We start from the raw sequence: 23,597 nt of genomic DNA on the forward strand, positions 1-23,597 counted from the left end.
CTAATTTTAGTATAACAAAAAAGAAGCCTATCATGATAAGCTTCTTTTCTTCTCTCTTATTTGTTTATGCTTTTTTCAACAAGTGAAATCGTATACTCTAATGTACGATTCATTGTTTCTACCTGTGTATCTTTTACTTTTACATCTTTCACTACAGCTTCGGCCACTGTAATTTTTTGACTCAGTGCTTTCACTGAACCGTCCGTTACATTTGCATCTTGCGCTTTTTTCACTACTACTTTTGCAGATTCAATATTGATTTGTAATTTTTCTTTCGGTGTTTTCGGTTGTTCTACTACTTTAGATTGTACAAATGTTACATTAGCTGTTTTTAATTCGTTATATGTTTGAACGATTTGCTCTCCCGTGCTCCCTACATTTTCAAACACTTGTTTTGCATTATTATAGCTTTTCTCTAGTTCTTGAAATGCTTCCTTTGAATATTGACCTGGCTTATCACCAAACTCATACGTACCAGCTAACACTTCTTTCCCTTTTCCAAGCTCTTCATATAACGCGTTCACTTGCTCTAATTTCGTACGGTTAGAAAACTCATTGTACGCTGCTAATACTTCTGAAGAACTTAACGCTTTACTATATAATTTCGCAAGCGCGATTTGTCCATTTAACGGAATGCCACCATTTCCATTGCTATCAGGATCCGCTCCAAGTGCAAATGGTACATTTGGATGATACACTTTCCCTGTAGCTGGTTGGCTATTTACTTTTTTACCATCGACATAAATAGCTACTTCACTTCCGTTATACGTTCCTGTTAAATGATACGTTTTGTTCGCTTCTAATTGAACTCCAACACGTTTATAGCTGCCACCAATGTGAGCCCATAATTCAACATATCCACTTCCTGTAGACTCAAATCCAATTCCGCCGCTCTCTGTATTTTGCAAAATACCTTGGCCACGGATTTGATTCATTGAAAATACCGTTTCTAACGTAAATGTATTTGCTACTTTCTCTTTTTGTGCTGCTGAAAATGGAAGGTATCCAAATGTATTAGATTGTCCGTTTAACTTCATAACATTCTTTTTCAATGCTTTATCATATTCAATAGTCACATTGCCCTTCACATCACCTTTTGTACCAAATGGTGAATTGTCTTTAAATGTACCATCTGCAAAATTCACATCAAAAACATCAGCCTTTGGCACTTTTACATTCGGATCAATATCATCTTTTTTCGTAGTAATTTCTGCCGTTAAAGGCTGCGCACTTTCATTACCAAACGAATCAATTGCAACAACTTCAAGTGTATATGTTTTCCCGCCATCTAACCCTGCCAGTGTAAACGTAAGATCTTTCGGCACTGGATCACGATAAAACTCTGAGAATGCTAACAATTTATTTTTCATTTCACCCGTTTGCTTATCTCTAGCCTGCACACGGTAAGAGTGAACAAGGAGGTTGTCCAACGCTTGTGGGAATGTTACTGTTGCCGCATTTTCTGTTACATTTGATACAGCAAGCTTTACATCCTTAGCAAAGTATGGCTTTTCTTTATCACGATCTTCTACATGTGTAAATGTTTCTTTCTTTGCTGGTAATTTAATTTTCCAAGGCTCGCCTGTCCAAGAATTCGTATGGAAATCACGACGATTAATCGTTACTTCTTTATCATCTACTTCTACTAATAAACCTTGGCTTAACGTACTAGCTCCTGGCGGGATATTCCCTTGTACTTTACCACCTTCAACTTCCATATAACTTACTGAAGATGTACCAACTGATGTAAAGTCTTTTTGATGTATCGATCTCGGATCATCTAATGGATAATGTGAATGACCTGAAAACGTAATAACTTGTGGGTATTCTTTTAATACTGCATTAATTTTTGCGCTATCTTGTGTTCCCCATTCATGACTACCGTATACTGTCTCTTTAATGTGTTGATGTAAAAATACAAAAATCGGTTTTTCTGGATCATCTTTTTGCGCTTTTGCCATTTCTTCTTTTAACCAATTAATTTGCTTGTCCGAATAATAGCCATGAGTTGTTCCATTCTCTGGAGACATAACAAGGAAGTGATAACCTTTTACCACTTTATGATAATAAATTGATTCCATACCTGTTTTTTCTAAGAAACGCTTCTGTGCGCCCTCTACAGATAAACCGTTCCAATAATCATGGTTACCAAGAGAATTCATTCTCACGGCATCTTTATTTGCATTTTCATTATACACTTGCATGAAACGATCATATTGCTGCACTGATCCTGTATCTGTGAAATCACCTACAATAACAAATGCATCTTGCTTTGGTGCTAGTGTATTAAACTGTTCAATCGCTCTTTTCCAGCGAAACGTATCATCTGTTCCACTGTTTTTAATATGCACATCACTTACAACTGGAAAAACTATCTTCTTCTCACTTGATGCCTTTTCTTGCTTTTTCTCTTCCGCCTTGACTGATGTACTCCATGGAAATGATACGAATGCTAATACAAAAAACATTAATAATCCAATAAGGCCTTTTACTTTTCTTAAAGCATTTCTGTCCACGTGAATCCTCCTCATAATAATTGATTCATTACAAGGGCTATTTTATCTAATACATGTTAATGTCGTTTAAATAACAAATGAACTTTATTAGATTTTTGTAAATATACAGTTAATTAGAAATTAAGTCCAACATTACTCGTACTATTGTATAAAACCACCTTTTGTCTAAAAGAGTCTGATCATTCTTTTCCTATGACTATTCACATATAATCTTTTCTATAACACTAATGATAAGTTAAGGTTTAAGCCTATTAGACAATCTTAATTTTTAATATTTCCTTCTTTTTTTAACACATCGGCCATGCTTTTACATTTAATAGTAATAAAAGACAACTTAAAAGGAGGGGTTGTATTGAAGAATAAAAAAAATATCGGCTGTTTCGCTCCTTTATCTATTATTTGTCCAGACCCTTGTCCACCGCCCCCTCCTCCAAATCCAAATTGCGAGCGAGTAACAAATGAATTTGCAGGGAATTTCCTCATAACTAATAACACCATCTCCTCTGCCAAAGATGCATCACAATTAATGATACTATGGCAAAGTGATGGGATACTACTTATATCAGGTACTGTCTCGGTTTACAATAGTACTAGCAGCAACGAAGCAATTACAATTCAAATCGTTGGAACAGTAACCAATATTTTCACTGTGTTTCCTGGTAATACAATATCGTACACAGGAAAAGACCTACAGTCGATCAATATTATCAATATAACAAGTAATCCTTCACTATATTTAGAAGGCAAGTACTGTTGCGAATTTACATGTTGCTTATAGAATACCAATTTCATTATTTCCTTAATATAAAAAGCATACCGTCACGGTATGCTTTTTATGAGATTGGATAACGTACTGTAATACAAAACTCTCCTTGATTAACAGTCGTTCCTGTCGTAGTAATTCGGACAGTAGTAAAATATCGGACAGTGAAAGTACCACTACTTTGTGGTTGTACAGTAATTGTATCAACCACTGTTGCACCTACTAAAAAATCAACTGTAATCGGGTTGGCACCTACATCATACTTCACGTAGCCTGAACCATATACTTCTTGCGTGATATTATTTGTATATACAATTTGAGTACCAGCACCTGTAATAGACCAGTCTGTACATACTTGGTCTTGCACAAGTGTTTTATTAGAACAACAAGACAAACTGGAACTTCTCATTCCCATTTCGATCCTCTCCTATTCTGCTATGAAAGTGGATAACGTGTTGTAATACAAAATTCTCCCTGATACGTTCCAGCAGGTGTTGCAGGTAACACAACTTGTATACTATCAAAGCGGCGATACGTAAAAGCAATACTCGTTCCTGGATTTAATGTTTGTGTATCAATTGTACCCCCAGCAGAATCAAGTACCTCTACAGTAATTGGGCCTGGTCCAACATCATATTTAACAAAGCCAGTACCAATTACGTTTTGGTTAATATTATTTGTATAGAGAACATTATCAATTGCTGTTGCAACTACAGTAGCAGACCACGGACTACACACTTTATCTTGCACATAATTTTTATCTGGACAACAAGTTAATGCTGACCCTGAGCACTCACAAGACATAGTTGTTTCCCCTCTCTCTTTTATATTCCCTATATGTGTATGTCCCCCAGAGTCTTTTGCCTGTACTATTCATCTATTTTCAAAAAATATTCATGTGACTAGATAGATTCTGTTTTGTTTCTTTTTTTCATATATTTATAGACAAAGATACTAGCAACGATAAGAATAACGCCTCCTAATATCGGTAACATATATTGCCCAACAACATCCGCTGCTTTTTCCCAATGTGGACCTAATTTCATTCCAAAATAAACATACAAAGTCGTTAACGGGAACATTGCTACAAATGTATATATGCTAAATTTCCATATGTTCATTTTCGCCATACCACATGGAACAGAAATAAGCGTTCGAACTCCTGGCACAAAGCGTCCAACAAATGCTACAACCGGTCCATATTTCTCAAAGAAATCATCTGCTTTTTGAATTTGTTCTTCTTTAATGAAGAAGTATTTCCCGTATTTTATTAATAGAGGACGACCACCGTAATAACCGAGTGCATATAACGTTAAAGGTCCTGTCGTTCCGCCGAGGGTTCCGGCTAATACAGCAAGCCAAAAATTCATATCTCCCTCGTACACCCAATAACCAACCATGGGCAAAACTACTTCTGCTGGAATAAATTCAAACGTTAATGCTAACACAACTCCAAAATAAGAAAATTGCTTTAAAAACTCGATTATATCTAAAATAATTTGCTCCATATTTTCTACCCCAACTCCTATCCTACGTTTACGTTATGCTTTTCTTGTAATTGAACTGGCGCCATTTTTACAATTCGGTTCAAAATAAATAATACAATTCCAATATCATCTAAAATACCGATAAACGGTAAGAAGTCTGGAATTAAATCGAGCGGCATCGCAACATAACCAACTAAAAACGCAATAGATAAAATTTTCTTCTTTATTGAAACCTCTTTTGAAGTGAAAAAGTCAAATAGGAATGGAACAAATCGGCGAACATGAAATACAACTCTTAATCTACTAATAAGTTTTTTCATTTTTATATCTCCTCTCTTTGTATACAAAAAGGCCCCTACCAAACATGGTAAGGGTCCTAAAAAAGACAATAAGGGGCCTTTACCATTGCTGGTAAAGGTCTCACTAACAACGAAACGTTGCCAATAAAGCCGAGGGTTTCTCCCTGTAATGACGACTTTACTGTAATAAGTTACTCCCCTTTATATACACAATTTTATACAATCACATTAAAATATTTTGGAGGGCTTGTCAATATATTTTATATCCCACATCCTCCTGCTTAACATTCCGTAAAAACAAAAAACGTATAGGAAATTTCTTACTATCTCATAATATACATAATCATTTTTGAATGAAAGGAGAGGCTTCATTTGCATACCGTATGGAAAGGTGCCCTTTCACTTGGACTATTAAATATAGGAATCAAACTATACAGTGCCGTAGAAGAAAACGATATAAAATTTTTAAGTCTTCATAAAGAATGCTTAACACCTATTAAATATAAAAAATTTGCTCCTGATTGTACGGATGAAGAAATTGATGATAAAGATATTGTAAAAGCCTATGAATACGCACCTCATAAGTACATTATTATGGATGAAAAAGAATTAGCTGAGTTGCAAAAAGCTCACGAACCAAGATCTATTCGTATTATATCTTTTGTCCAAAATAACGAAATTGATTCTGTTCTCTACGATCGTTCTTATTTTATAGGCCCTACCTCAGGACATGAAAAATCATATTTATTATTAAAAGAAGCACTTGAACGTACGAATAAACTTGGTCTTATCCATATTTCCATTAGAAAAAAACAACATTTAGCTATTATCCGTAACTTTGAAGATGGGCTTATATTACAAACTATTCACTACCCTAATGAAATTCGCGATATAACAAATACACCTAACTTACCAAGTAACGAAAATTATCCGATTCAAAAACAAGAACTCACAGCAGCAATCAATTTAATCCACCATCTTACAAATCCTTTTGAACAAGAGATGTATACAGATGAGTATAAAGAAGCCCTTACCGAACTAATCGAAAACAAAATTGAACAACAGGAAAAAACCGAAACAATCTCTCCAACTCCAAACATCATCAATATTATGGAGACATTACAGGCAAGTATTGAACAAGCAAAAATAAAAAGAGAAAATAAAGCAGAAAAAGAGGCCAAATAAAATTGACCTCTTTTTTCTTTAAAGCGGATTACATTTTGGCATCTCAAGTCCAGACGATTGTGCTAATTTTAATAAGTAATAACATTCTTCTCTTGCCATATGATCCGCCATTCTAGCAGATAATGCACTTAATATTTCATTCGATAACTCCAGCTCTTCGACCTCATGGAGAAAATGCGAAAATAATTTTAACTCAAGTGAAACATCTTTTGTAAACTTCTTTAATGCAGGAAAATGATGAAGCTCTGTCCGTAAATACCCCGTCATTTCAACTGCCTTTAAATAAAATTGTTCAAAGTGCTTCGTAAATTCTTCGCTTTTCTCTTTTAATCTTTTTTCAACAAGATCTAATCCACCAGAAATAGACCCTGCATGGCCAGCCGCATCCGTTAACCAAACGAGATGATAATGTAATTCATGAAAAACAGGCGGAACTTCTCCTTTATTTAAAAATTCTAACACTGTTATATACTCTTCTACTTCGTTTACCATATGATTGATGAAAGTTGGCGTAAAATGAATAGTGATTTTTCCCTCGAGTTGTTTCTGTATAATACTTAATTTAAACGTTCGTATTTCCTTTGCGGCTCGTTCTGCCTCTTTTGAAAACGCAATGAGATTCACATTACGAACTTTATTTAACAGATTCGTAAATGTTTCAACAAAATAAGTGGCCTTTTTTATATCCTCTTTTTCCTTCGGAGCTAATGCATCAAGTAAAAATTGCGAATGATCAGTAAGCACCTTTAGCCAAAATTGATGCTCAAACAATGCACTTTCTTCATAATTCCTCTCCACTAAATCCCCTCCGTTTATTCGTCCTTCTCTATCACTTGAATTTTATATCCATCTGGGTCTTGTACTACAATACTCTTCTCACTTTTGTTTTCTGTATATGCAATTTTATAAAACACTAACCTCTTCTTTAAGTTCTCTATGTTAGAAATTGAAAACATTAGTACATCAACCGAATCCGTAACACTCTTCTCACGCCCACCCAAACTACGATTCATTACAAAACTAACTCTCATTGAATCAGCATCATACCAAACCCCTGTTACATCTAATTGGGGTCTTTCTAAACTAGGCTTGATTCCTAAAATCCCTTCATAAAAATACAAAGTTTCCTTTAAGTTTTTCACTTCCAATACAATGAATTGTTTCACATTCTCCACATTCATTCCCCCCGTACCTATTACTTTTTTATATGTGTCATAAAGGCCTATTATGTCTGAATACAATACGTAGTGATGAAGAATATAGGGAGGTTTATTAATGGATAAATATATGAAATCATATGTGCCATATCATAGTCCTCAAGATCCTTGTCCTCCTATTGGTAAAAAATATTACTCTACCCCTCCTAATTTATATTTAGGTTTTCAACCGCCAAATTTACCACAATTCTCACCGAAAGAAGCACTACAAAAAGGAACCTTATGGCCTATCTTTTATGATTATTACGAAAATCCTTATAAAAAAGGGCGGTGACTACTGACGTGAACCAGCCACTACCAGAAGAGTATTATCGACTTTTAGAGAATCTCCAAGAATTAGACTTTGTATTAGTTGAACTAACCCTTTACTTAGACACCCACCCAGACGATACAGCAGCTATTAACCAATTTAATGATTTTTCCTATAAACGAAGAGTATTAAAACAACAGATGGAAGAAAAATATGGACCGCTTCAACAGTATGGAAATAGCTATTCTAATGCCCCTTGGGAATGGAGCAAAGGTCCTTGGCCATGGCAAATATAAAGGAGAGAAACTATGTGGATTTATGAAAAAAAATTACAATACCCTGTTAAAGTAGGAACTTGTAATCCAGCACTTGCAAAATTATTAATTGAGCAATACGGTGGTGCAGATGGAGAATTAGCTGCTGCACTACGTTACTTAAATCAGCGTTATACAATCCCGGATAAAGTCATTGGCCTCCTTACCGATATTGGTACAGAAGAATTTGCGCATCTTGAAATGATTGCTACAATGGTTTATAAGCTGACAAAAGATGCGACTCCTGAACAGATGAAGGCAGCTGGTCTCGACCCTCATTACGTCGATCATGACAGCGCACTTCATTACCATAACGCAGCTGGTGTTCCATTTACTGCAACCTATATACAAGCTAAAGGTGATCCAATTGCCGACCTATACGAAGATATTGCGGCTGAAGAAAAAGCGCGTGCCACATATCAATGGCTTATCAACCAATCTGACGATCCCGACATAAATGACAGTTTACGCTTTTTACGCGAACGAGAAATTGTCCATTCACAACGTTTCCGAGAAGCGGTTGAAATTTTAAAAGAAGAACGCGATAGAAAAATATATTTTTAATACACGTATCCTAGCGATATGTGTTTTTTTTACGTTAAAAGTTAAATCCTTCCTATTAAACATACAAATAGTATATTTATTCGATTTAATGCATTATTTTTTAATTTTTTCAAAATTCCCTATTGCTTTCTAGTCATCAGACCTTTAAAATAATAACAGTTACTCGACAAATTATTTGAATTTTCGACAAAAATACTCATTAGGAGGATTTTCTTTATATGCGTACAACTTTGAAACCAGCGCAAATACTTTCGATTAGTTTATTACTCTTCGCAGTTTTCTTCGGTGCTGGTAATATGATTTTCCCGCCCCTTCTTGGCCTTTCTTCCGGAGAAAATATGTGGGTTTCCATTACAGGGTTTATTATTACAGACGTCGGTTTATCTTTACTTGCTATCGTTGCTGTTGCCCTTGCTGGTGGTAGTTTTAACACTTTAGCGAGCCGTGTTCATCCAAAATTCGCAGCAGTATTCGCTATCATTATTTATCTTTCAATCGGCCCACTATTTGTTATTCCACGAACTGGATCTGTATCTTATGAAATTGGGATTGCACCACTTTTCCCAGATCAATGGTATTCTATGTTAGTTTTTAGTGCGATTTTCTTTACAGTCGTTTACTTCTTATCATTAAATCCATCCAAGCTAGTAGATCATATTGGTAAAATATTAACGCCAATTTTACTTGTAATTATTGCAATTATGGCAACAAAAGCGATTCTTTCACCAGGAACGTTTGCAGAGCCTATCGGTGACTATAAAGACATCCCGTTTTTCAAAGGATTTCTTGAAGGATTTTTAACGTTAGATGCAATTGGCGCTCTCGTACTATCAACAATTGTTGTAAATGCAATTCGTCAAAACGGTATACAAGAGAAGAAATCTATCGCGAAATATACAATCATTTGCGGAAGTATCGCTGCTCTATTCTTAACAATTGTTTACTTCTTACTCGGTTATATCGGAGCTTCAAACGGAAACTTGGGACAATTCGAGAACGGTGGTCAACTATTAGCAACTGTTATGTACCAATTCTTTGGGACAAGCGGTAATGTTTTATTAAGTATCGCCATTATCTTCGCTTGTTTAACAACAGCAATTGGTGTTGTAAGTGCATTCGCCAACTATTTCGCAACAGTATTAACAAATGTTTCTTACAAAAAGCTCGTACTATACGTTTGTATCTTTAGTTTCGTTATTTCAAACTTAGGATTAAGCTTATTAATTAAAATCACACTACCTGTATTAATTATTTTGTACCCAATTACAATCATTTTAATTTTCGTATCATTTATCGATAAATATACGAAACGTAAACCTTCTGTCTACATCGGAGCAATGATCGCAGCATTCATTATTAGCTGTATTCATGCACTTGATAATGTGGGAATGATACCAAGTTTTATCGCTAATATCGTACACACGATTCCTTTTTATAACTTAGGAATCGGCTGGATCGTTCCAGCAATAATTGGTGGTATAATCGGATACTTTATTCCGCAAACAGAAGCTGAAGGTGAAGTTTCTGCAAAGTAAAAAGAAGCAAGCATGAAATCCATGCTTGCTTCTTTTTCTCTTCACATCGTATGTTTAAACGTAAACAACTCTTCCTTTGACTGTACAGCAGATTGTTCCTCTTCTACAACTTCCTTCTTTATCTCTCCCCCTAATCGAACTTTCAACATCGCCTCTTCTAGACTTTTTACAATCATATTTCCTGAAAAAATGGTAAGCCCGAAAAATGTAATTGGGACGAGAGGAATCCATGGATGCACTGTTAAAGATCTAAAATAGACTCCAATTAGCCCTGACCATTCATGTGTGTAAGATTCTATTTCTTCTATCGGTCCTAAAAACTTAACCGTTCCGCCAAAGAATATTTCTAGTAACCCTAAGTGCAGTAAAATAGTAAGAGTCTGCGTAAACTGCTGAAAAAATACAAGTATAAACGTCATATAAAGGTGCGGGAAAAGATGCTTTATAACAATATGTCTTCTCGATCCACCTAATATGCGTGCGGCATCAACAAATTCCTCCGTTCGCAATTTACGAACTTCCTTCGCAACATACAGTGCAATAACTGGCATTACAAGCATTACAAGTAAGACAACTTGAAACGAAGCCCTTTCAAAAAAGGTTGTTGTTTCCTCCCCGCTTCCAAATGCATTTGCAAATTGAAGAAAAAAATACGCAATCATAACTGTCGGAATAACTGTAAAACTATCAAAGAAAGCCTCAATTTTTGAAAATCCTCTTTTTATATACGTTCCGAGTACGACACCGAAAAACACACCTATTACCATTCTAAGTGCCGCAATTAAAATAGATATACCAATCGTCCACTTCGCGCCTTCAATAACTAAATGTAAAAGGTCGTATCCTTTCCGATCTGTCCCGAGTAAAAATTGGAATGAAGGTGAAAACGGTGGCACTTGTGGATTTTCATCCGCATCATATTGCAATGTAACTTGTCTAATATGTCCATCATTCCATAACGTATTTCCGATGCTCAAAAGAACTAATAGGAGAAGAAACCCAATGCTTATCCAAAATCTTTTATCACGTTTTATATACGTCCACATATTATAATCTCTCCTTCATCGCAGCCGGAATGAGATAATGAAACAATTTAAATAAAATAAAAATCGGAATATATATAAGAAGCACACTAACGATGAAAACCTCAACTCTAATACCAAAATAAGATTTCAAAAACATAAAAATACCACCCGTATTAAAAATCCATTCTATAATATATAAATTAGATAACATAAAAAAGATATTCGTTTTCGCAAAGAATAATGTACTAAGCAACACATTTCGTAAAATATGACGATTTAAAATATGAAAGCGCCCCAGCCCTTTCGCCTTAGCAAATAGTACATAATCTTTTTCTAGTTCATTTTCAAAACGAAGCACGACCATTTTTACAAACATAATCGTAGTCGGGATGCTCAAACAAAGTATCGGCAATCCTCTAATTGACTCGCCTCCAATTGAAGCAATTTGAAAAGGTAAAAAACCTGTTTGTTTAAAAAACCATATAACTAAAATTTGTGATACTAAAATAAGAAGGATATCTGGAATAGATTCTAGGAAGATAAGAAATGATTTAATTCGATGTTGTATACGCGGTGAACTACTCATAATTACATAAACAATACAAAATGCTACAAATAATGAAATAAAAAAAGCAGCTAAAAAAATAATAATCGTTTCTTTATAATGGACGAACAGTTGCGGAAATAAAAATTTACCTTTCACATATTGCAAATTTGAAATATCCATTAAGTTCACAAACACTTCTTTTAAACTCTGTATGTACTTTGATACATCCAGCTTAAATCCATAAAACAATTTCGGCAGAGCCCCTAACATAATAATCCCCAAAATCGAAATAATAAATTGAATTGTCACTTCCATCCCATTCAGAAAAACTTTTTTGACCACGTTTTCCCTTCTCTCTCTTTATATTTTACTCTCTAATTTTATTCTTAATTTTCTGAATTGTAAATATTCAAACATAAAAAATCACTAGGTTATGATCCTAGTGATTCTTTATGCGCATGCCTTTCTCTTTTTGCAAACGGCATATACAAAATAAAACACCCAATAAGCACTGCGAGTTCTAATGAAATAATATAGTAAGGATGCGGTCCTAACATATCGAGTAATGAAGCTGTTTCTGGCTTATGAGCTAAAAACATATAATTACCGCCTGTTTTATAATTCACAAACGAAACAAGCGGAATCAATATGTTTAAAAATATCATCGTACGCTTAATAGATTGCAAGGTCGGTCTATAGCCTTCCACCCAAGTCATAAAGAGTGGTGCCCAAATGAGCAATATATGCGCGATAAAATATTCAATGAAACGAAAATGCGGAAAAGCATACTGCAAGTTTGGCGTTAAAATAGCTTGTGATGCACCAATAATTCCCGTGAAAAATACAATCTCATATATGCGGTAACTTTTCGTTACGATCATAATCGACGCTAATAATAAACTAATCGTACATAATTCAAACGGTAATGAAGTAGCTAGCTCAAAAATCCCCGCTTTCCACTCCCACATATGAAGCCCAATTTCACTACCTATAAATAAAAATGCAATTGCATATCGAACCGTTATATTCCACTCACTTTGACGTAATACATCTTGGTATTGATACAGAAAAAATATCCCCACCAACATAATAAATAATATAAGGGCATGTTGCCTTGAGTATGGAATAAATGGTTTTAATGGGTGTGCGCTAAAATAAGCTTCCATCTTCCTTCCTCCTTTCCTCCATACAATATTATTGTAAGAAAGAAACGACGAGTCAATTCATTTGCTTACACTAGGACAACCTCTACCTTACATTTACATATTCATACCTTACAAAACTGTAAGGTTATTGTAAGCTAAAACGATTTGTCAGATTCTTTACCTCTTCTATACTTAATGTAGATACTAAAACGAACGAAAAGGTGATAAATAGATGAAGAAGAAAAATAAAGTGTTAATTACTAGTGTAGTAGCAATCGGAATTGCAGCTGGATCATACTTTGCATTTGCTGGTGGCGGTTCAGATGTAGCAATGGCATATAGCGGATATAAAGTAACCGAAAAACAAATCCAAAACGCGCAAAAATTTGGTGGCGAAGTTATTCCAAATGGAATTGAAACTATTTCATTCGATCCAACAAAAGGAACATATGAATTAGCTGTGAAAAAAGGCGATGAAGTGAAAAAAGGTCAGCTTCTATTTAAATACAATGATCCGACTGCGAAACAAGGTGTAACAGAAGCAGAAATGCAAAAGAAAATCGCACAAAAAGAAGTAACGTTGCTCCAAAAACAAATTGATGTAGCGAAACAAAAATTACAAAAAGATAAAAATGCAGGCCTTCCTGCTGAAGCATTAAAAGCATCAGAAGCCGAAGTTGGGCAATTAGAATCACAAATTGAAATGAAAAAGTTTGAAGTTGAAAAAGCTGATGAAATGATTAAAGCAGCAAAAGAGAAAGTAAACAATCTTTCTGTAACAAGTCCTGCTGATGGCGTAATTGATGATATCGTAAAAACTGCTGACGAAAAAACAGGTATGAGCGGAATTACTCTTCGTCACGCTGGTCAATTTAAAGTAAAAGGTCAAATTTCTGAATATGAGCTTGCTAGTATGAAAGTTGGGCAAGAAGTAACTGTTTCATCAAAAACTGTCGCTGGTAAGACTTGGACAGGAAAAGTAACAGAAATCGGTTCTACACCATTAAAGAGCATGGATGAAAATAAAACTGTTTCTAACTATCAATTCGCTGTCACATTAGATAATAGTGACGAATTACAAAACGGCTTCCACGTTTACGTAACAAGTAAATCTGGCGAAGCAACTGGTACAATTGTTCCGAAAAGCAGTATCGTGAAAAAAGGTGACAAAAATGTTGTCTTCGTTGTAAAAGACGGTAAGGCGAAAGAACAAGCAGTTACTGTTGAATTCGAGACTGATAGCGAAGCAAAAGTTTCTGGAGTGAAAAAAGGAGAGGAAATTATCTCTAAACCTGAAAAAGACTTAAAAGATGGTATGGAGGTTGTCGCCCAGTGATTAACTTAAAAGGCATCACGAAATCCTTCCAAAATGGTGCAGAGTCCGTTCAAATATTACACGGAATTGACGTAACACTGAACCAAGGAGAATTCACTTCAATTATGGGACCTTCTGGTTCTGGTAAATCAACACTAATGAACATTATCGGTTGCTTAGATAAACCGACGACAGGTACGTACGAACTAGCCGGTCAAAATATTTCAAACATGACTGAAACAGAACTTGCACACGTACGTAATAAAGAGATCGGATTCGTATTCCAAAACTTCATGTTATTACCGAGACTTACAGCGCTTCAAAATGTAGAACTACCTCTTATTTACGCTGGAGTCGATAAAAAAGAAAGACGCGAGCGCTCATTAGCCGCTTTAACAAAAGTCGGTTTAGCTGATCGCGCTACTCACTTACCGAACGAATTATCCGGTGGTCAAAAGCAACGTGTCGCCGTTGCCCGCGCAATCGTAAATAACCCGAAATTCATTTTAGCCGATGAACCGACGGGAGCACTTGATACGAAAACAAGTACACAAATTATGGACCTCTTTTACGAATTAAATAAACAAGGCTCAACAATCATTATGATTACCCATGACCGTGAAATCGGGGAAGCTGCAGCACGTCAAATTGTAATTCGTGACGGAAATATCGTCCAAGATTGGAGAGGTTAATTTTGAATACGAGTGAAAATATACGCATGGCCCTTTCCTCTATCTTTGCTCATAAAATGCGTTCTATCTTAACGATGTTAGGTATTATTATTGGGGTTAGTGCCATCATTACTATTATCTCGATTGGGGATGGAACAAACGCAAAGTTCCGCGAACAAATCGGGAATGAAAAAAAAGATCAGTTTTCTGTAAATTATAAGACAGAAGATTACTCAGATATGGACGGCAAAATTTCCTCAAGCATGTATGAAAGTATATCCAAAATTTCTGGTGTGCAAGAAGTTTATCCAGATGTAAAAGGAAAAGAAAAAGTATATGCAGGAAAAAAAGAATTAGATCTTGATATTACCGGTGCAAAAGGTGATTATTTTGAAGATACATCTAAATTCAAACTTGAGCACGGCAGATTTTTAACAGCAGCTGATTTAGACAGACCTGAACACACAATTGTATTAAATACAGATGCTTTTGATAAATTATATTCTTCATGGGAACCAAACTTATATGTAGATATAAAAGGTACACCATACAAAGTAGTTGGCGTATATTCAATAAAAGCAATGATGGGTGGCATGACATTTAAAGAAGGTGTCATTTCAGCAGAAAACTGGCCTGTACTATTCGGGAAAAACAACTACGATTCTGTAACGGTAAAAATTGCTCCTGGTCAAGATAAGGAAACTGTTCAAGAAGCAGTTGTAAAATCATTAAATGAAGCAAAAAAACCAGAGCATTCAGGTAAATTTGAAGTACCAGATCCACAAGAATTCTTAAAAGAAATTGATAGCTTCACAGGTATATTAAAAAGTGTATTCGGTGGTATTGCTGCTATTTCCTTACTTGTAGGTGGTATTGGTGTAATGAACATTATGCTAGTATCTGTAACAGAGCGTACACGTGAAATTGGTATCCGTAAAGCATTAGGTGCAACACGTGGTAAAGTATTAATGCAATTCTTAATCGAAGCTTGTATTTTAACAGCACTTGGTGGTTTTGTCGGATTTATGCTTGGAATCTTCTTCGCATGGATTGTCGCAATGTTTGCAGGATGGCCACTTGTCGTTTCACTAAAACTAGGACTTATCTCCGTTGCCCTATCTATGTTAATCGGTATACTATTCGGTTTACTACCAGCTAACAAAGCTGCCAAACTGGATCCAATTGAATGTTTACGATATGAATAAACAAAAACGTAGGAGTTTACACTCCTGCGTTTTTTATTTATCTACTAAATTGAGTTTCTTCTATTATATATGTTTCACGTTACAACTACCATTCTAATACTCTTCATTATTTATAGGTACTAAGGCTATTATCTAATTCTATTATTGCAAAAATACTATGTAACAGACGAAAATCAAGGCGTAATTTTTTCCATACTTCGACTGATTTTGTAACAATTATATCGATATTTTATTAAATTTCACCTCATTTATATATTTTCACGCCTAAAAAGATTATCGTTTCATAACTAAATTTCCATTCAAACAGTAAAATAAGCTATTTTTGTAACGCTATAGATATCATCAAGAAATATTACTGTAACACTATTAACGTTACAGTAATTGAAATACTACTCATTTTGTGTTTCATATGCCCTAATACGCCAAAAAACAACAAGGAAGCGCTATCAGGATATTTATGGAATTGTTACAGAATATTAATGCCCCGTTACGAAAGCTTTGTAATTTTATGTTTTTCGCAAATAAGAAAATAATGGTTGCTATAATGAGGTCAACGAAAACAAATGCAATGGAGGCTATTATGAAAAAATTTATGGGTATAGCAACAGCAGCGGTTTTTGGTCTTGGGATTTTCACAACATCTGCTAAAGCAGAAACAATCGTATCGACTGACGTACTAAACGTACGAGAAAACCCAACTACTGAATCAAAAGTTGTAGGAAAATTATTAGATGGATATAAAGTAAATGTTTTACATACAGAAAATGGTTGGTCAAAAGTTCAATTGAATAGCGGTAAAGAAGCTTTCATAAGCGCTGACTATACAAAAGACACTTACTACGTAACAGCAAACGTATTAAACGTACGTGCTGGGGCAAACACAGACTCAGAGATTCTTGGTAAGTTGAAAAAAGATGATGTAATTGAAACAACACACCAAGTACAAAATGATTGGATTCAATTTGAATATAACGGAAAAACAGCTTATGTTCATGTTCCTTACTTAACAGGTAAAGCACCAGTTAAAGTTCAACCAGTAGCTAAAGTTGAAAAAACGACTACAGTTCAAGATACAGCTAAAGTTCGTGAAGCAGCTAAAGCTCAGGAAGTAGCTGAAACTCAAGCAAAAGCTAAAGCAGTGGAAGCAACTAAAGCTCGCGAAGCAGCTGAAGCTCAAGCAGAAGTTAAAGCTCAAGAAGCGGCTAAAGCTCGTGAAGCAGCTAAGGCTCAAGAAGCAGCTAAAGCTCAGGCAGATGCTGAAGCTCAAGCAGAAGTTAAAGCTCAAGAGGCAGCTAAAGCTCGTGAAGCAGCTAAAGCTCAAGCAGATGCTGAAGCTCAAGCAGCGGCTAAGGCTCAAGAAGCAGCTAAAGCTCGTGAAGCAGCTAAAGCTCAAGAGGCAGCTGAAGCTCGTGAAGCAGCTAAGGCTCAAGAAGCAGCTGAAGCTCGTGAAGCGGCTAAGGCTCAAGAAGCGGCTAAAGCTCAAAAACCAGCTACACAACAACCTGTTGCAAAAGAAACTGAAACAAGTGCACCATCATCTTCTCGTGAGTTACGTGTTGTAGCAACAGCTTACACAGCAGATCCACTTGAAAATGGTTATAAAGCAGGCGACCAAGTAAAATCAGCTTTAGGCCACAACTTAACAGCTAATCCAAACATGAAACTAATTGCAGTTGATCCAAGTGTCATTCCATTAGGTTCAAAAGTATGGGTTGAAGGTTACGGAGTAGCAATCGCTGGTGATACTGGTGGAGCTATTAAAGGTAATAAAATCGACGTTTTAATGCCAGATAAAGGTTCATCAAGTAGCTGGGGACGTAAAACAGTTACAGTTAAAGTATTAAACTAGTTAGTAAAAAAAGAGCCAGTCTCAACGATGAGACTGGCTCTTTTTTTACTCTATTAAACTACTGAAAAATGACATAGTAAATGAAATTATATCAACGATTTTTCAAATATATCTATCGTAACCTACAATATATCAACGATTTTTCGAATATATCTATCGTAACTTATAATATATCAACGATTCGACAAGAGATATCGATTTACCGACAAATTTTGACGTTAAAAGTACTTTAATATTAAAAAGGCGGTCCAAAATTTGGAACGCCCCCTATCTTCCCTATTCCACACAAGTAAACTGCGTCCAAGCTCCTACATAATCTAGTAAGAATAACTCCTCTTCTGCAATTGTACCGACAATATTTTTCCGTTCATCTATCGGCATTTCTTTCAGAATGATTTGCAGTTCACCTTTATACTTACCAAATGAATTGTTTCCAATTACAACTTGCCCTCTTTCCTGCAGCACACTTTCACGCACTGGGAAGTCATAATCTTTGTACTTTTTACGTACTTCTGTAGAACGTACCATATACTCTGTTATGTCGCCGCGCCTTACGTGTAATTCTTGCAGCGTAGCTCTCTTCTCTACTTCAGTCGCTTCGTCTACAAAGTGCACTTTTAGCTGTAACATGTAGCGATTTAAGTTTCCTAGTTTCTCTAACTCTTCCTCACTCGCATAAGCATTTCCGATAATCACATCATCAATTAACCCTGTTGCCCATAAATGCTTCGCTTGTACTTCAATTGGTAAATTACGATGCTCTTCTAATGTACATAATCCATCGTTAATATCCCATGGACCGATGTTTGCGACATGTGATGTAATAAAGGCTGCACTGCGAATACCATGCTTTTTAAAGCGTTCACTACAGTGAATGAAATAATCGTATGGAAGACCAGTGAATTTTTGCGGATAAAAATTATGGCAACCAATTAAAGCTGATTTATTCGCTTGATGCGAAAGAATATTTTCTAAGTACGCAATATCGTTACTTACATTTAACTCAATTTTTAAACCGTACGGATTATTCGTCATTTTCGCTTCCGTTAATCCGTCAAAACCTACATCTAAACGAATACCGTCTGCGCCTAATTCTGCGAAAAATGATAGATCGCTATAACTAATACCAAGCTGATCAAACACAGCTGGAGCTACATCTAAAATAACTTCCATATTGTTATCTTTTGCGTGATTGATAATCTCTTTAAATTCAGCTACAATTTCTTCTTTCGGACGATTCACAGATAACAAACAAGTAAATATTCTTGAGAAACCGTGTCGTGCCGCTGCGGAAATATAAGCCATATCTTTTTCTTTCGTTGAATGTTCTGGATAAAGTGAAATTCCTAATTTACGCTCCATGCTTTTGCATCTCCTTCACACGTTGTATTAATGCCATGCTCGTAAATCTATATTTTGCAGATAAACACGTTGCACATAAAATTGTCGGTACAATAATTACGTACGGTGATTGCAATCCTAACATTACATATGCACCCATTGAACAACCGATAAATAAAACTGATACTAGTAGTAACACTAATAAAGATTTACTTTGTACCCATTTCGAATAATGGGCAATACACTGTCCGACCACGAATGTAATTAAGATGATAATTGCTCCGAGCATTCTGTTTTCTCCTCTCCTGCTAATTGTTGTTTCTCATACATTTTGAAGAATGGATAGTAAATAACGAATGAGATGACAAAGTTAACAAGTACCAGTACACCAGCCATAATTGTCCAGTCCGTACTAATTACCGCTGCAATTGGTGCTAACATCGTAAATGGCAGTTTCGCCATCATAAGTGGAATCATACCTGAAACAACTGCAAAATATGATACTGTCGTTGTCACTAACGGTGTAATAACGAACGGAATAATTAGAATTGGGTTCATTACAATCGGTGCCCCAAAAATAATTGGTTCGTTAATATTGAATAAACCTGGTACGAATGATAATCTACCTAACTCTTTTAGGAACTTAGATTTAGAGAACATAAACATAATTACTAAAGCTAACGTTGAGCCTGATCCGCCAATCCATACGAACCATTGAATAAATTGCTCTGTAAATAAGTTTGGTAACTGATGTGCATTTCCTGTAGCCGTGAATACTTCCATATTTTCAAGAATTGCTGAATCCCACATCGGACGAATAATTGGTCCTAAAATCGCTGGTCCATGTATACCGAATGACCAGAAAAACACGATTAAGAATACTGTTAATAAACCACCGAATAAATTATTTCCTACTAATACTGATTTTAATGGTGCGATTAAATATGTGATCGTTGTATTCACATCAAATTTCAAACCGTAGCGAATGCCCCAGAATAAAAGAATAACTGCTAATGTTGGAATTAATGCTGCAAACGAATTTGAAACTGCTGGTGGTACACTATCTGGTAATTTAATCGAGATATTATGCTTAATCATAAAATGATAAATTTCTACTGCAATTAATGCTGTAACAATTGCGCCGAATAAAGACGTTGCACTTAATGTTCCTACTGAAATATATCTCCCTGCATCAATAACACCTGGTACAGCTTTCGTAATTTGAATTGGTTCAACTGATGCTAGTAAAAAGGCGAGTACAGATAATAACCCTGCACTTAACTGATTGAGCTGATAAAAGTTCGCGAGCGAAGCCCCTACACCAAACGCTGCGTATAACGCCATTAGTCCTACTGTAAATCGGAATGGAATATCTAAAATATGGCGAAACGGTGCGATCCATTCCATATATGCATCAATTGGTAAATTTAAAAAGATAACAAAAAATGATCCGACGATCGTTAACGGTAATGTAGAAATAACCCCGTTTCGAATTGCTAATAAATGTCGTTGTCCTGCAATCTTTTGCGTTGTTGGCATAATCTTTTGTTCCATAAAACTCATAAACCCATTCATCAATAGCCCTCCTCTTTCTCTCTACTATAAAAGAACGAAATAAACTTTATAACATTATAATGTTTATATTTAAAAAGATATAATTATGCTAAAGCTAATTGTTCTGCTTGCTTAAGCACCTTCAAACCATCACACATGCCATAATCTCGTTGGTCTATAATCGCAACTGGTATATTGTATGAATTTGCAAGAAACTCTACAGCTGGAAATAAATATTTCACCTGTGGGCCAATTAAAACGACATCGGCTTCCTTAATTTCAAGCTTCACTAGTTCTGAATCAACTGCCTTAATTTTATAATTCTTCCCCTGTTTCTTTGCCTCTTCTTGCATTTTTCTTACGACCATACTCGTTGACATACCTGCTGCACAACATAATAAAATGTACATCTTATACGGTCACTTTCTCTTCTACTCGTTTATGAAGAGCAATAAATTCTTCAGCCAGTTCTTTCACTGTAATTGCATTCATTAAATGATCTTGTGCGTGCACCAACAGTAAACTAATTTCTGCATGATTTCCTCTTGCCTCTTCTTGAATTAAATCCGTTTGAATACGATGCGCTGCTGAAATTTCCTCACTAGCAAGTTTCATCTTTTCACCGGCATTCCCGAAATCTCCTTGTCTTGCAAAAGCAATTGCTTCAAGCGCCGCACTTCTCGCATTGCCACCATGTAAAATTAACGCAAATGGAGTTTGCATATCAGCCATTTTAAATTCCCCCAAGCTATATGTTTTCTATATTTCCATCTTATTATGAAAACGCATACAATTAAACATAAAAAACTTCCGTTATGTAACGGAAGTTTTTATATACTTTTTCAAAATGATAATAAAATCTCTTGAAAATCTTCAATTACCTCGGTCTGAGTAAGTTTCTCTATCGTAGTTTGACTAGACATAATATCATATAAAAAATCATAAAGCCTTTGCAAATCTTCATTATTATTGCGCTTTACACTAAATAAAATAATTACTTGTACTTTTTTATCTCCCCAATCAACAGCCTTTTCAAGTGTGCAAAACATCAAAAAAGTTTCCTCACTTAATAACTGCATCGGATGCGGGATTGCAACTGAATTCCCAACCGCTGTCGGAGACGTATTTTCTCTTTCCATAACAGAAGCATAAAAGTTTTCTGGTACATAGCGTTTCTCAGCAGCTTTCTCACATAAAAACTGAATAACATCCTCTTTCGTAGAAGCACTATAATTTAAAAAGATTAAATCTTCCTTAATATAAGGCTGCACACTAGTATTCACATGCGTAAACAACCGCTGACCAATCGATTTAATCTCTTTATCATCAAATATTGAATTCACTTTTATAACTGGAACAGGCAAGCCACTCGGTATATGAATCGTACTAATAATACACTCTATTTTTTCTTTATAAAGATCTTCTACTTTCAATTGATAATAGCCTGTAATACCTACAATCTCTAATTTATCTCGGAACTGTGATAAAATTTTATATTTTAATAGTTGGGCACTTCCTTGACCAGTCGCACAAACTAATAAGCATCTTTTCTTTTGATTTTGCTCCTGCAAACGGCTCATAGCTCCACCGAAGTGAATTGCAATATAACCAATTTCACTTTCAGGGATCGATTCACCCGTATATTCACCAATGATATCTCCAACGAGAACCGCAATTTCAAAAGCATACGGATAATTCTTTTTCACTTCTGCCAAAAGAGGATTTCTCGTATTTAACTTATACTTCAAACGATTTAATAACGTTTTTAAATGAATACCAAATCCAAATAATAATTCTTCATCATAATAAAAAATAAGATTCCGTTCTTCCGCTACTTTAAAAAGAATATGTTGCATAAATGCATATATATCTTTCCCTAATAGCTCTTCTATATTTTCATAGCGATTTCTCGTTGTAACAGCAGTACTTAATAAATGCATCGTCACATATAATACTTCTTCTTCTGGAAATGAAAATTTTAACGCTTTCTCTAAATCTCCTAAAATCTGCTTCGCAATTGTATATTCTTTCTTTATTATAAGTTCTGATTGCTCCGCATGCAGTCCTTTCATATAATGTTGACTTTGACAACGCTTTAATGCGATTGCAATATGAATGACTAAATTATCAATTTCTATATCAGATAAATATATTGTTCCGCCTTCAATATACTTTAATATAATTGAACGAATGAGTGATATATGCGGTAGCGATAAATATGTCTCCGTCTGCTCAAATTGCTCATGAAACGGAGTATGGTCATAACGCGGTAAACCATATTGTGATAAACAAGAACGAATATTAAATTCCTCTCCAACAATACGTATACCATAATACGGTCTCTTCTCAATTTGTAATTTATAGCGACCACATATATCTGTAACATCTTTCATAATTAAATTGACCGTTGATTTGCTCACATACATCTCTTCCGCTAATTCTGAAAGCTTCACATATCCCTCTGTCATTAAAACACGCTGCAGAATGTACGCTATTCTTTCTTCATAAGAAGTTGGGATCTTTTCCGTCTGTTTTTGAAATAGACTCACACAAAAGTCTTCAAATTTCTTCTTTTGTATAATTTCTAATTCGTACCCAGTCCCTCTTTGCGATTCGATTTTCGCTCCATTTTCTTCCAATATATCATTTAATAATTTTATATCCTTTTGAATCGTCTTCGTCGATACATGTAAACGGCCCGCTAAAAAAGCTCGATTTAACATCGATTTCTCTTCTAAAAATTCCTCTAAAATGGAAATTAATCGCTGATGCACCTTTGTCATAGCTCTTCCTCTCGCTCTTTATATATAAAGGG

At 35.3% G+C, this 23,597-nt stretch carries 27 protein-coding genes; 10 read left to right on the top strand and 17 right to left on the bottom strand.

Features of this window, described 5'->3' with window-relative positions:
- Window positions 1-56: 56 nt before the first annotated feature.
- Both DN401_RS25275 and DN401_RS30340 read right to left on the bottom strand, forming a co-directional pair.
- Window positions 57-2,516, bottom strand: coding sequence for a LamG-like jellyroll fold domain-containing protein (locus DN401_RS25275; RefSeq protein ID WP_000375659.1), 2,460 nt, complete (start codon window positions 2,514-2,516; stop codon window positions 57-59).
- A 261-nt stretch (window positions 2,517-2,777) separates the two neighbouring features.
- On the bottom strand, window positions 2,778-3,026 hold the full coding sequence (locus tag DN401_RS30340; RefSeq protein WP_002025365.1) for a hypothetical protein: 249 nt from the start codon (window positions 3,024-3,026) through the stop codon (window positions 2,778-2,780).
- On the opposite strand from DN401_RS30340, the gene DN401_RS25280 reads away from it, so the two are divergent.
- Window positions 2,914-3,294, top strand: a complete 381-nt coding sequence (locus DN401_RS25280) for an S-Ena type endospore appendage (RefSeq protein ID WP_224201637.1) — start codon at window positions 2,914-2,916, stop codon at window positions 3,292-3,294. The two genes, DN401_RS30340 and DN401_RS25280, sit on opposite strands and share 113 nt — an antisense overlap.
- Before the next feature lie 55 nt (window positions 3,295-3,349).
- Here the strand turns inward: DN401_RS25280 and DN401_RS25285 are convergent, their stop codons facing one another.
- The 4 genes from DN401_RS25285 to DN401_RS25300 all read right to left on the bottom strand — a co-directional run bounded on the left by DN401_RS25285 (window position 3,350) and on the right by DN401_RS25300 (window position 5,086).
- Window positions 3,350-3,694, bottom strand: coding sequence for a DUF3992 domain-containing protein (locus tag DN401_RS25285; RefSeq protein WP_000525819.1), 345 nt, complete (start codon window positions 3,692-3,694; stop codon window positions 3,350-3,352).
- 20 nt (window positions 3,695-3,714) lie between these two features.
- Window positions 3,715-4,083, bottom strand: a complete 369-nt coding sequence (locus DN401_RS25290; protein WP_001277537.1) for a DUF3992 domain-containing protein — start codon at window positions 4,081-4,083, stop codon at window positions 3,715-3,717.
- A gap of 98 nt (window positions 4,084-4,181) precedes the next feature.
- Window positions 4,182-4,787, bottom strand: a complete 606-nt coding sequence (locus tag DN401_RS25295; protein ID WP_000435017.1) for a DedA family protein — start codon at window positions 4,785-4,787, stop codon at window positions 4,182-4,184.
- Between the two features lie 17 nt (window positions 4,788-4,804).
- A complete protein-coding gene (locus DN401_RS25300; RefSeq protein WP_000733844.1) occupies window positions 4,805-5,086 on the bottom strand; it encodes a YkvA family protein in 282 nt (93 codons plus the stop codon).
- 351 nt (window positions 5,087-5,437) lie between these two features.
- On the opposite strand from DN401_RS25300, the gene ku reads away from it, so the two are divergent.
- Complete coding sequence (ku, locus tag DN401_RS25305) at window positions 5,438-6,250, top strand: non-homologous end joining protein Ku (RefSeq protein ID WP_000557740.1); 813 nt, start codon at window positions 5,438-5,440, stop codon at window positions 6,248-6,250.
- 18 nt (window positions 6,251-6,268) lie between these two features.
- On the opposite strand, the gene DN401_RS25310 is transcribed toward ku, so the two are convergent.
- Both DN401_RS25310 and DN401_RS25315 read right to left on the bottom strand, forming a co-directional pair.
- Window positions 6,269-7,048, bottom strand: coding sequence for a DUF2935 domain-containing protein (locus tag DN401_RS25310; protein WP_000440988.1), 780 nt, complete (start codon window positions 7,046-7,048; stop codon window positions 6,269-6,271).
- Between the two features lie 14 nt (window positions 7,049-7,062).
- Window positions 7,063-7,491, bottom strand: coding sequence for a VOC family protein (locus DN401_RS25315; protein ID WP_162837398.1), 429 nt, complete (start codon window positions 7,489-7,491; stop codon window positions 7,063-7,065).
- A 34-nt stretch (window positions 7,492-7,525) separates the two neighbouring features.
- On the opposite strand from DN401_RS25315, the gene DN401_RS25320 reads away from it, so the two are divergent.
- From DN401_RS25320 to brnQ2, 4 genes are all read left to right on the top strand, one after another.
- Complete coding sequence (locus DN401_RS25320; RefSeq protein WP_000362187.1) at window positions 7,526-7,741, top strand: spore coat associated protein CotJA; 216 nt, start codon at window positions 7,526-7,528, stop codon at window positions 7,739-7,741.
- 8 nt (window positions 7,742-7,749) lie between these two features.
- Window positions 7,750-8,013, top strand: coding sequence for a spore coat protein CotJB (gene cotJB / locus DN401_RS25325; protein ID WP_001075543.1), 264 nt, complete (start codon window positions 7,750-7,752; stop codon window positions 8,011-8,013).
- Window positions 8,014-8,025: 12 nt separating this feature from the next.
- Window positions 8,026-8,595, top strand: coding sequence for a spore coat protein CotJC (gene cotJC, locus DN401_RS25330; protein ID WP_000265278.1), 570 nt, complete (start codon window positions 8,026-8,028; stop codon window positions 8,593-8,595).
- A gap of 218 nt (window positions 8,596-8,813) precedes the next feature.
- Window positions 8,814-10,130, top strand: a complete 1,317-nt coding sequence (gene brnQ2 / locus DN401_RS25335) for a branched-chain amino acid transport system II carrier protein BrnQ2 (protein WP_001260934.1) — start codon at window positions 8,814-8,816, stop codon at window positions 10,128-10,130.
- A 41-nt stretch (window positions 10,131-10,171) separates the two neighbouring features.
- On the opposite strand, the gene DN401_RS25340 is transcribed toward brnQ2, so the two are convergent.
- The 3 genes from DN401_RS25340 to DN401_RS25350 all read right to left on the bottom strand — a co-directional run bounded on the left by DN401_RS25340 (window position 10,172) and on the right by DN401_RS25350 (window position 12,868).
- The gene (locus DN401_RS25340) at window positions 10,172-11,176 is read right to left on the bottom strand and encodes an ABC transporter permease (RefSeq protein WP_086404835.1); all 1,005 of its coding nucleotides are present in this window, start codon (window positions 11,174-11,176) and stop codon (window positions 10,172-10,174) included.
- Window position 11,177: 1 nt separating this feature from the next.
- Entirely contained in the window at window positions 11,178-12,044 is an 867-nt protein-coding gene (locus DN401_RS25345) for an ABC transporter permease subunit (protein ID WP_000239670.1), read from the bottom strand.
- Window positions 12,045-12,133: 89 nt separating this feature from the next.
- Window positions 12,134-12,868, bottom strand: coding sequence for a YwaF family protein (locus DN401_RS25350; RefSeq protein ID WP_000388699.1), 735 nt, complete (start codon window positions 12,866-12,868; stop codon window positions 12,134-12,136).
- Between the two features lie 211 nt (window positions 12,869-13,079).
- Here DN401_RS25350 and DN401_RS25355 point away from each other — a divergent pair, with 211 nt between their 5' ends.
- From DN401_RS25355 to entC, 4 genes are all read left to right on the top strand, one after another.
- Window positions 13,080-14,183 (top strand): efflux RND transporter periplasmic adaptor subunit, encoded by a 1,104-nt coding sequence (locus DN401_RS25355; RefSeq protein WP_000728806.1) that lies wholly within the window; start codon window positions 13,080-13,082, stop codon window positions 14,181-14,183.
- Entirely contained in the window at window positions 14,180-14,854 is a 675-nt protein-coding gene (locus DN401_RS25360; RefSeq protein WP_000609104.1) for an ABC transporter ATP-binding protein, read from the top strand. Before DN401_RS25355 ends, DN401_RS25360 begins: the two co-directional genes overlap by 4 nt.
- 26 nt (window positions 14,855-14,880) lie before the next feature.
- Window positions 14,881-16,038: an ABC transporter permease gene (locus tag DN401_RS25365; protein ID WP_002197439.1), complete on the top strand. Its 1,158-nt coding sequence runs from the start codon at window positions 14,881-14,883 to the stop codon at window positions 16,036-16,038.
- A 457-nt stretch (window positions 16,039-16,495) separates the two neighbouring features.
- The gene (gene entC / locus DN401_RS25370; protein ID WP_000421950.1) at window positions 16,496-17,887 is read left to right on the top strand and encodes a cell wall-binding protein EntC; all 1,392 of its coding nucleotides are present in this window, start codon (window positions 16,496-16,498) and stop codon (window positions 17,885-17,887) included.
- Window positions 17,888-18,163: 276 nt separating this feature from the next.
- Here the strand turns inward: entC and DN401_RS25375 are convergent, their stop codons facing one another.
- The 6 genes from DN401_RS25375 to DN401_RS25400 all read right to left on the bottom strand — a co-directional run bounded on the left by DN401_RS25375 (window position 18,164) and on the right by DN401_RS25400 (window position 23,565).
- Window positions 18,164-19,249, bottom strand: a complete 1,086-nt coding sequence (locus tag DN401_RS25375) for a DUF871 domain-containing protein (RefSeq protein WP_000440046.1) — start codon at window positions 19,247-19,249, stop codon at window positions 18,164-18,166.
- Window positions 19,239-19,517 carry a hypothetical protein gene (locus DN401_RS25380; RefSeq protein WP_000900048.1) on the bottom strand — a complete coding sequence of 93 codons (279 nt, stop codon included), beginning with the start codon at window positions 19,515-19,517 and terminating at the stop codon, window positions 19,239-19,241. Before DN401_RS25380 ends, DN401_RS25375 begins: the two co-directional genes overlap by 11 nt.
- Window positions 19,493-20,803 carry a PTS sugar transporter subunit IIC gene (locus DN401_RS25385; RefSeq protein WP_001013053.1) on the bottom strand — a complete coding sequence of 437 codons (1,311 nt, stop codon included), beginning with the start codon at window positions 20,801-20,803 and terminating at the stop codon, window positions 19,493-19,495. Before DN401_RS25385 ends, DN401_RS25380 begins: the two co-directional genes overlap by 25 nt.
- Window positions 20,804-20,886: 83 nt before the next feature.
- Complete coding sequence (locus DN401_RS25390) at window positions 20,887-21,192, bottom strand: PTS sugar transporter subunit IIB (RefSeq protein WP_000275641.1); 306 nt, start codon at window positions 21,190-21,192, stop codon at window positions 20,887-20,889.
- 1 nt (window position 21,193) lies between these two features.
- On the bottom strand, window positions 21,194-21,514 hold the full coding sequence (locus tag DN401_RS25395) for a PTS lactose/cellobiose transporter subunit IIA (protein WP_000774631.1): 321 nt from the start codon (window positions 21,512-21,514) through the stop codon (window positions 21,194-21,196).
- 110 nt (window positions 21,515-21,624) lie between these two features.
- On the bottom strand, window positions 21,625-23,565 hold the full coding sequence (locus DN401_RS25400; RefSeq protein WP_000169797.1) for a BglG family transcription antiterminator: 1,941 nt from the start codon (window positions 23,563-23,565) through the stop codon (window positions 21,625-21,627).
- Between the last annotated feature and the right edge of the window lie 32 nt (window positions 23,566-23,597).

This window comes from Bacillus sp. BF2-3 (genome assembly GCF_008368795.1).
GTDB classification, from domain to species: Bacteria; Bacillota; Bacilli; order Bacillales; family Bacillaceae_G; genus Bacillus_A; species Bacillus_A cereus.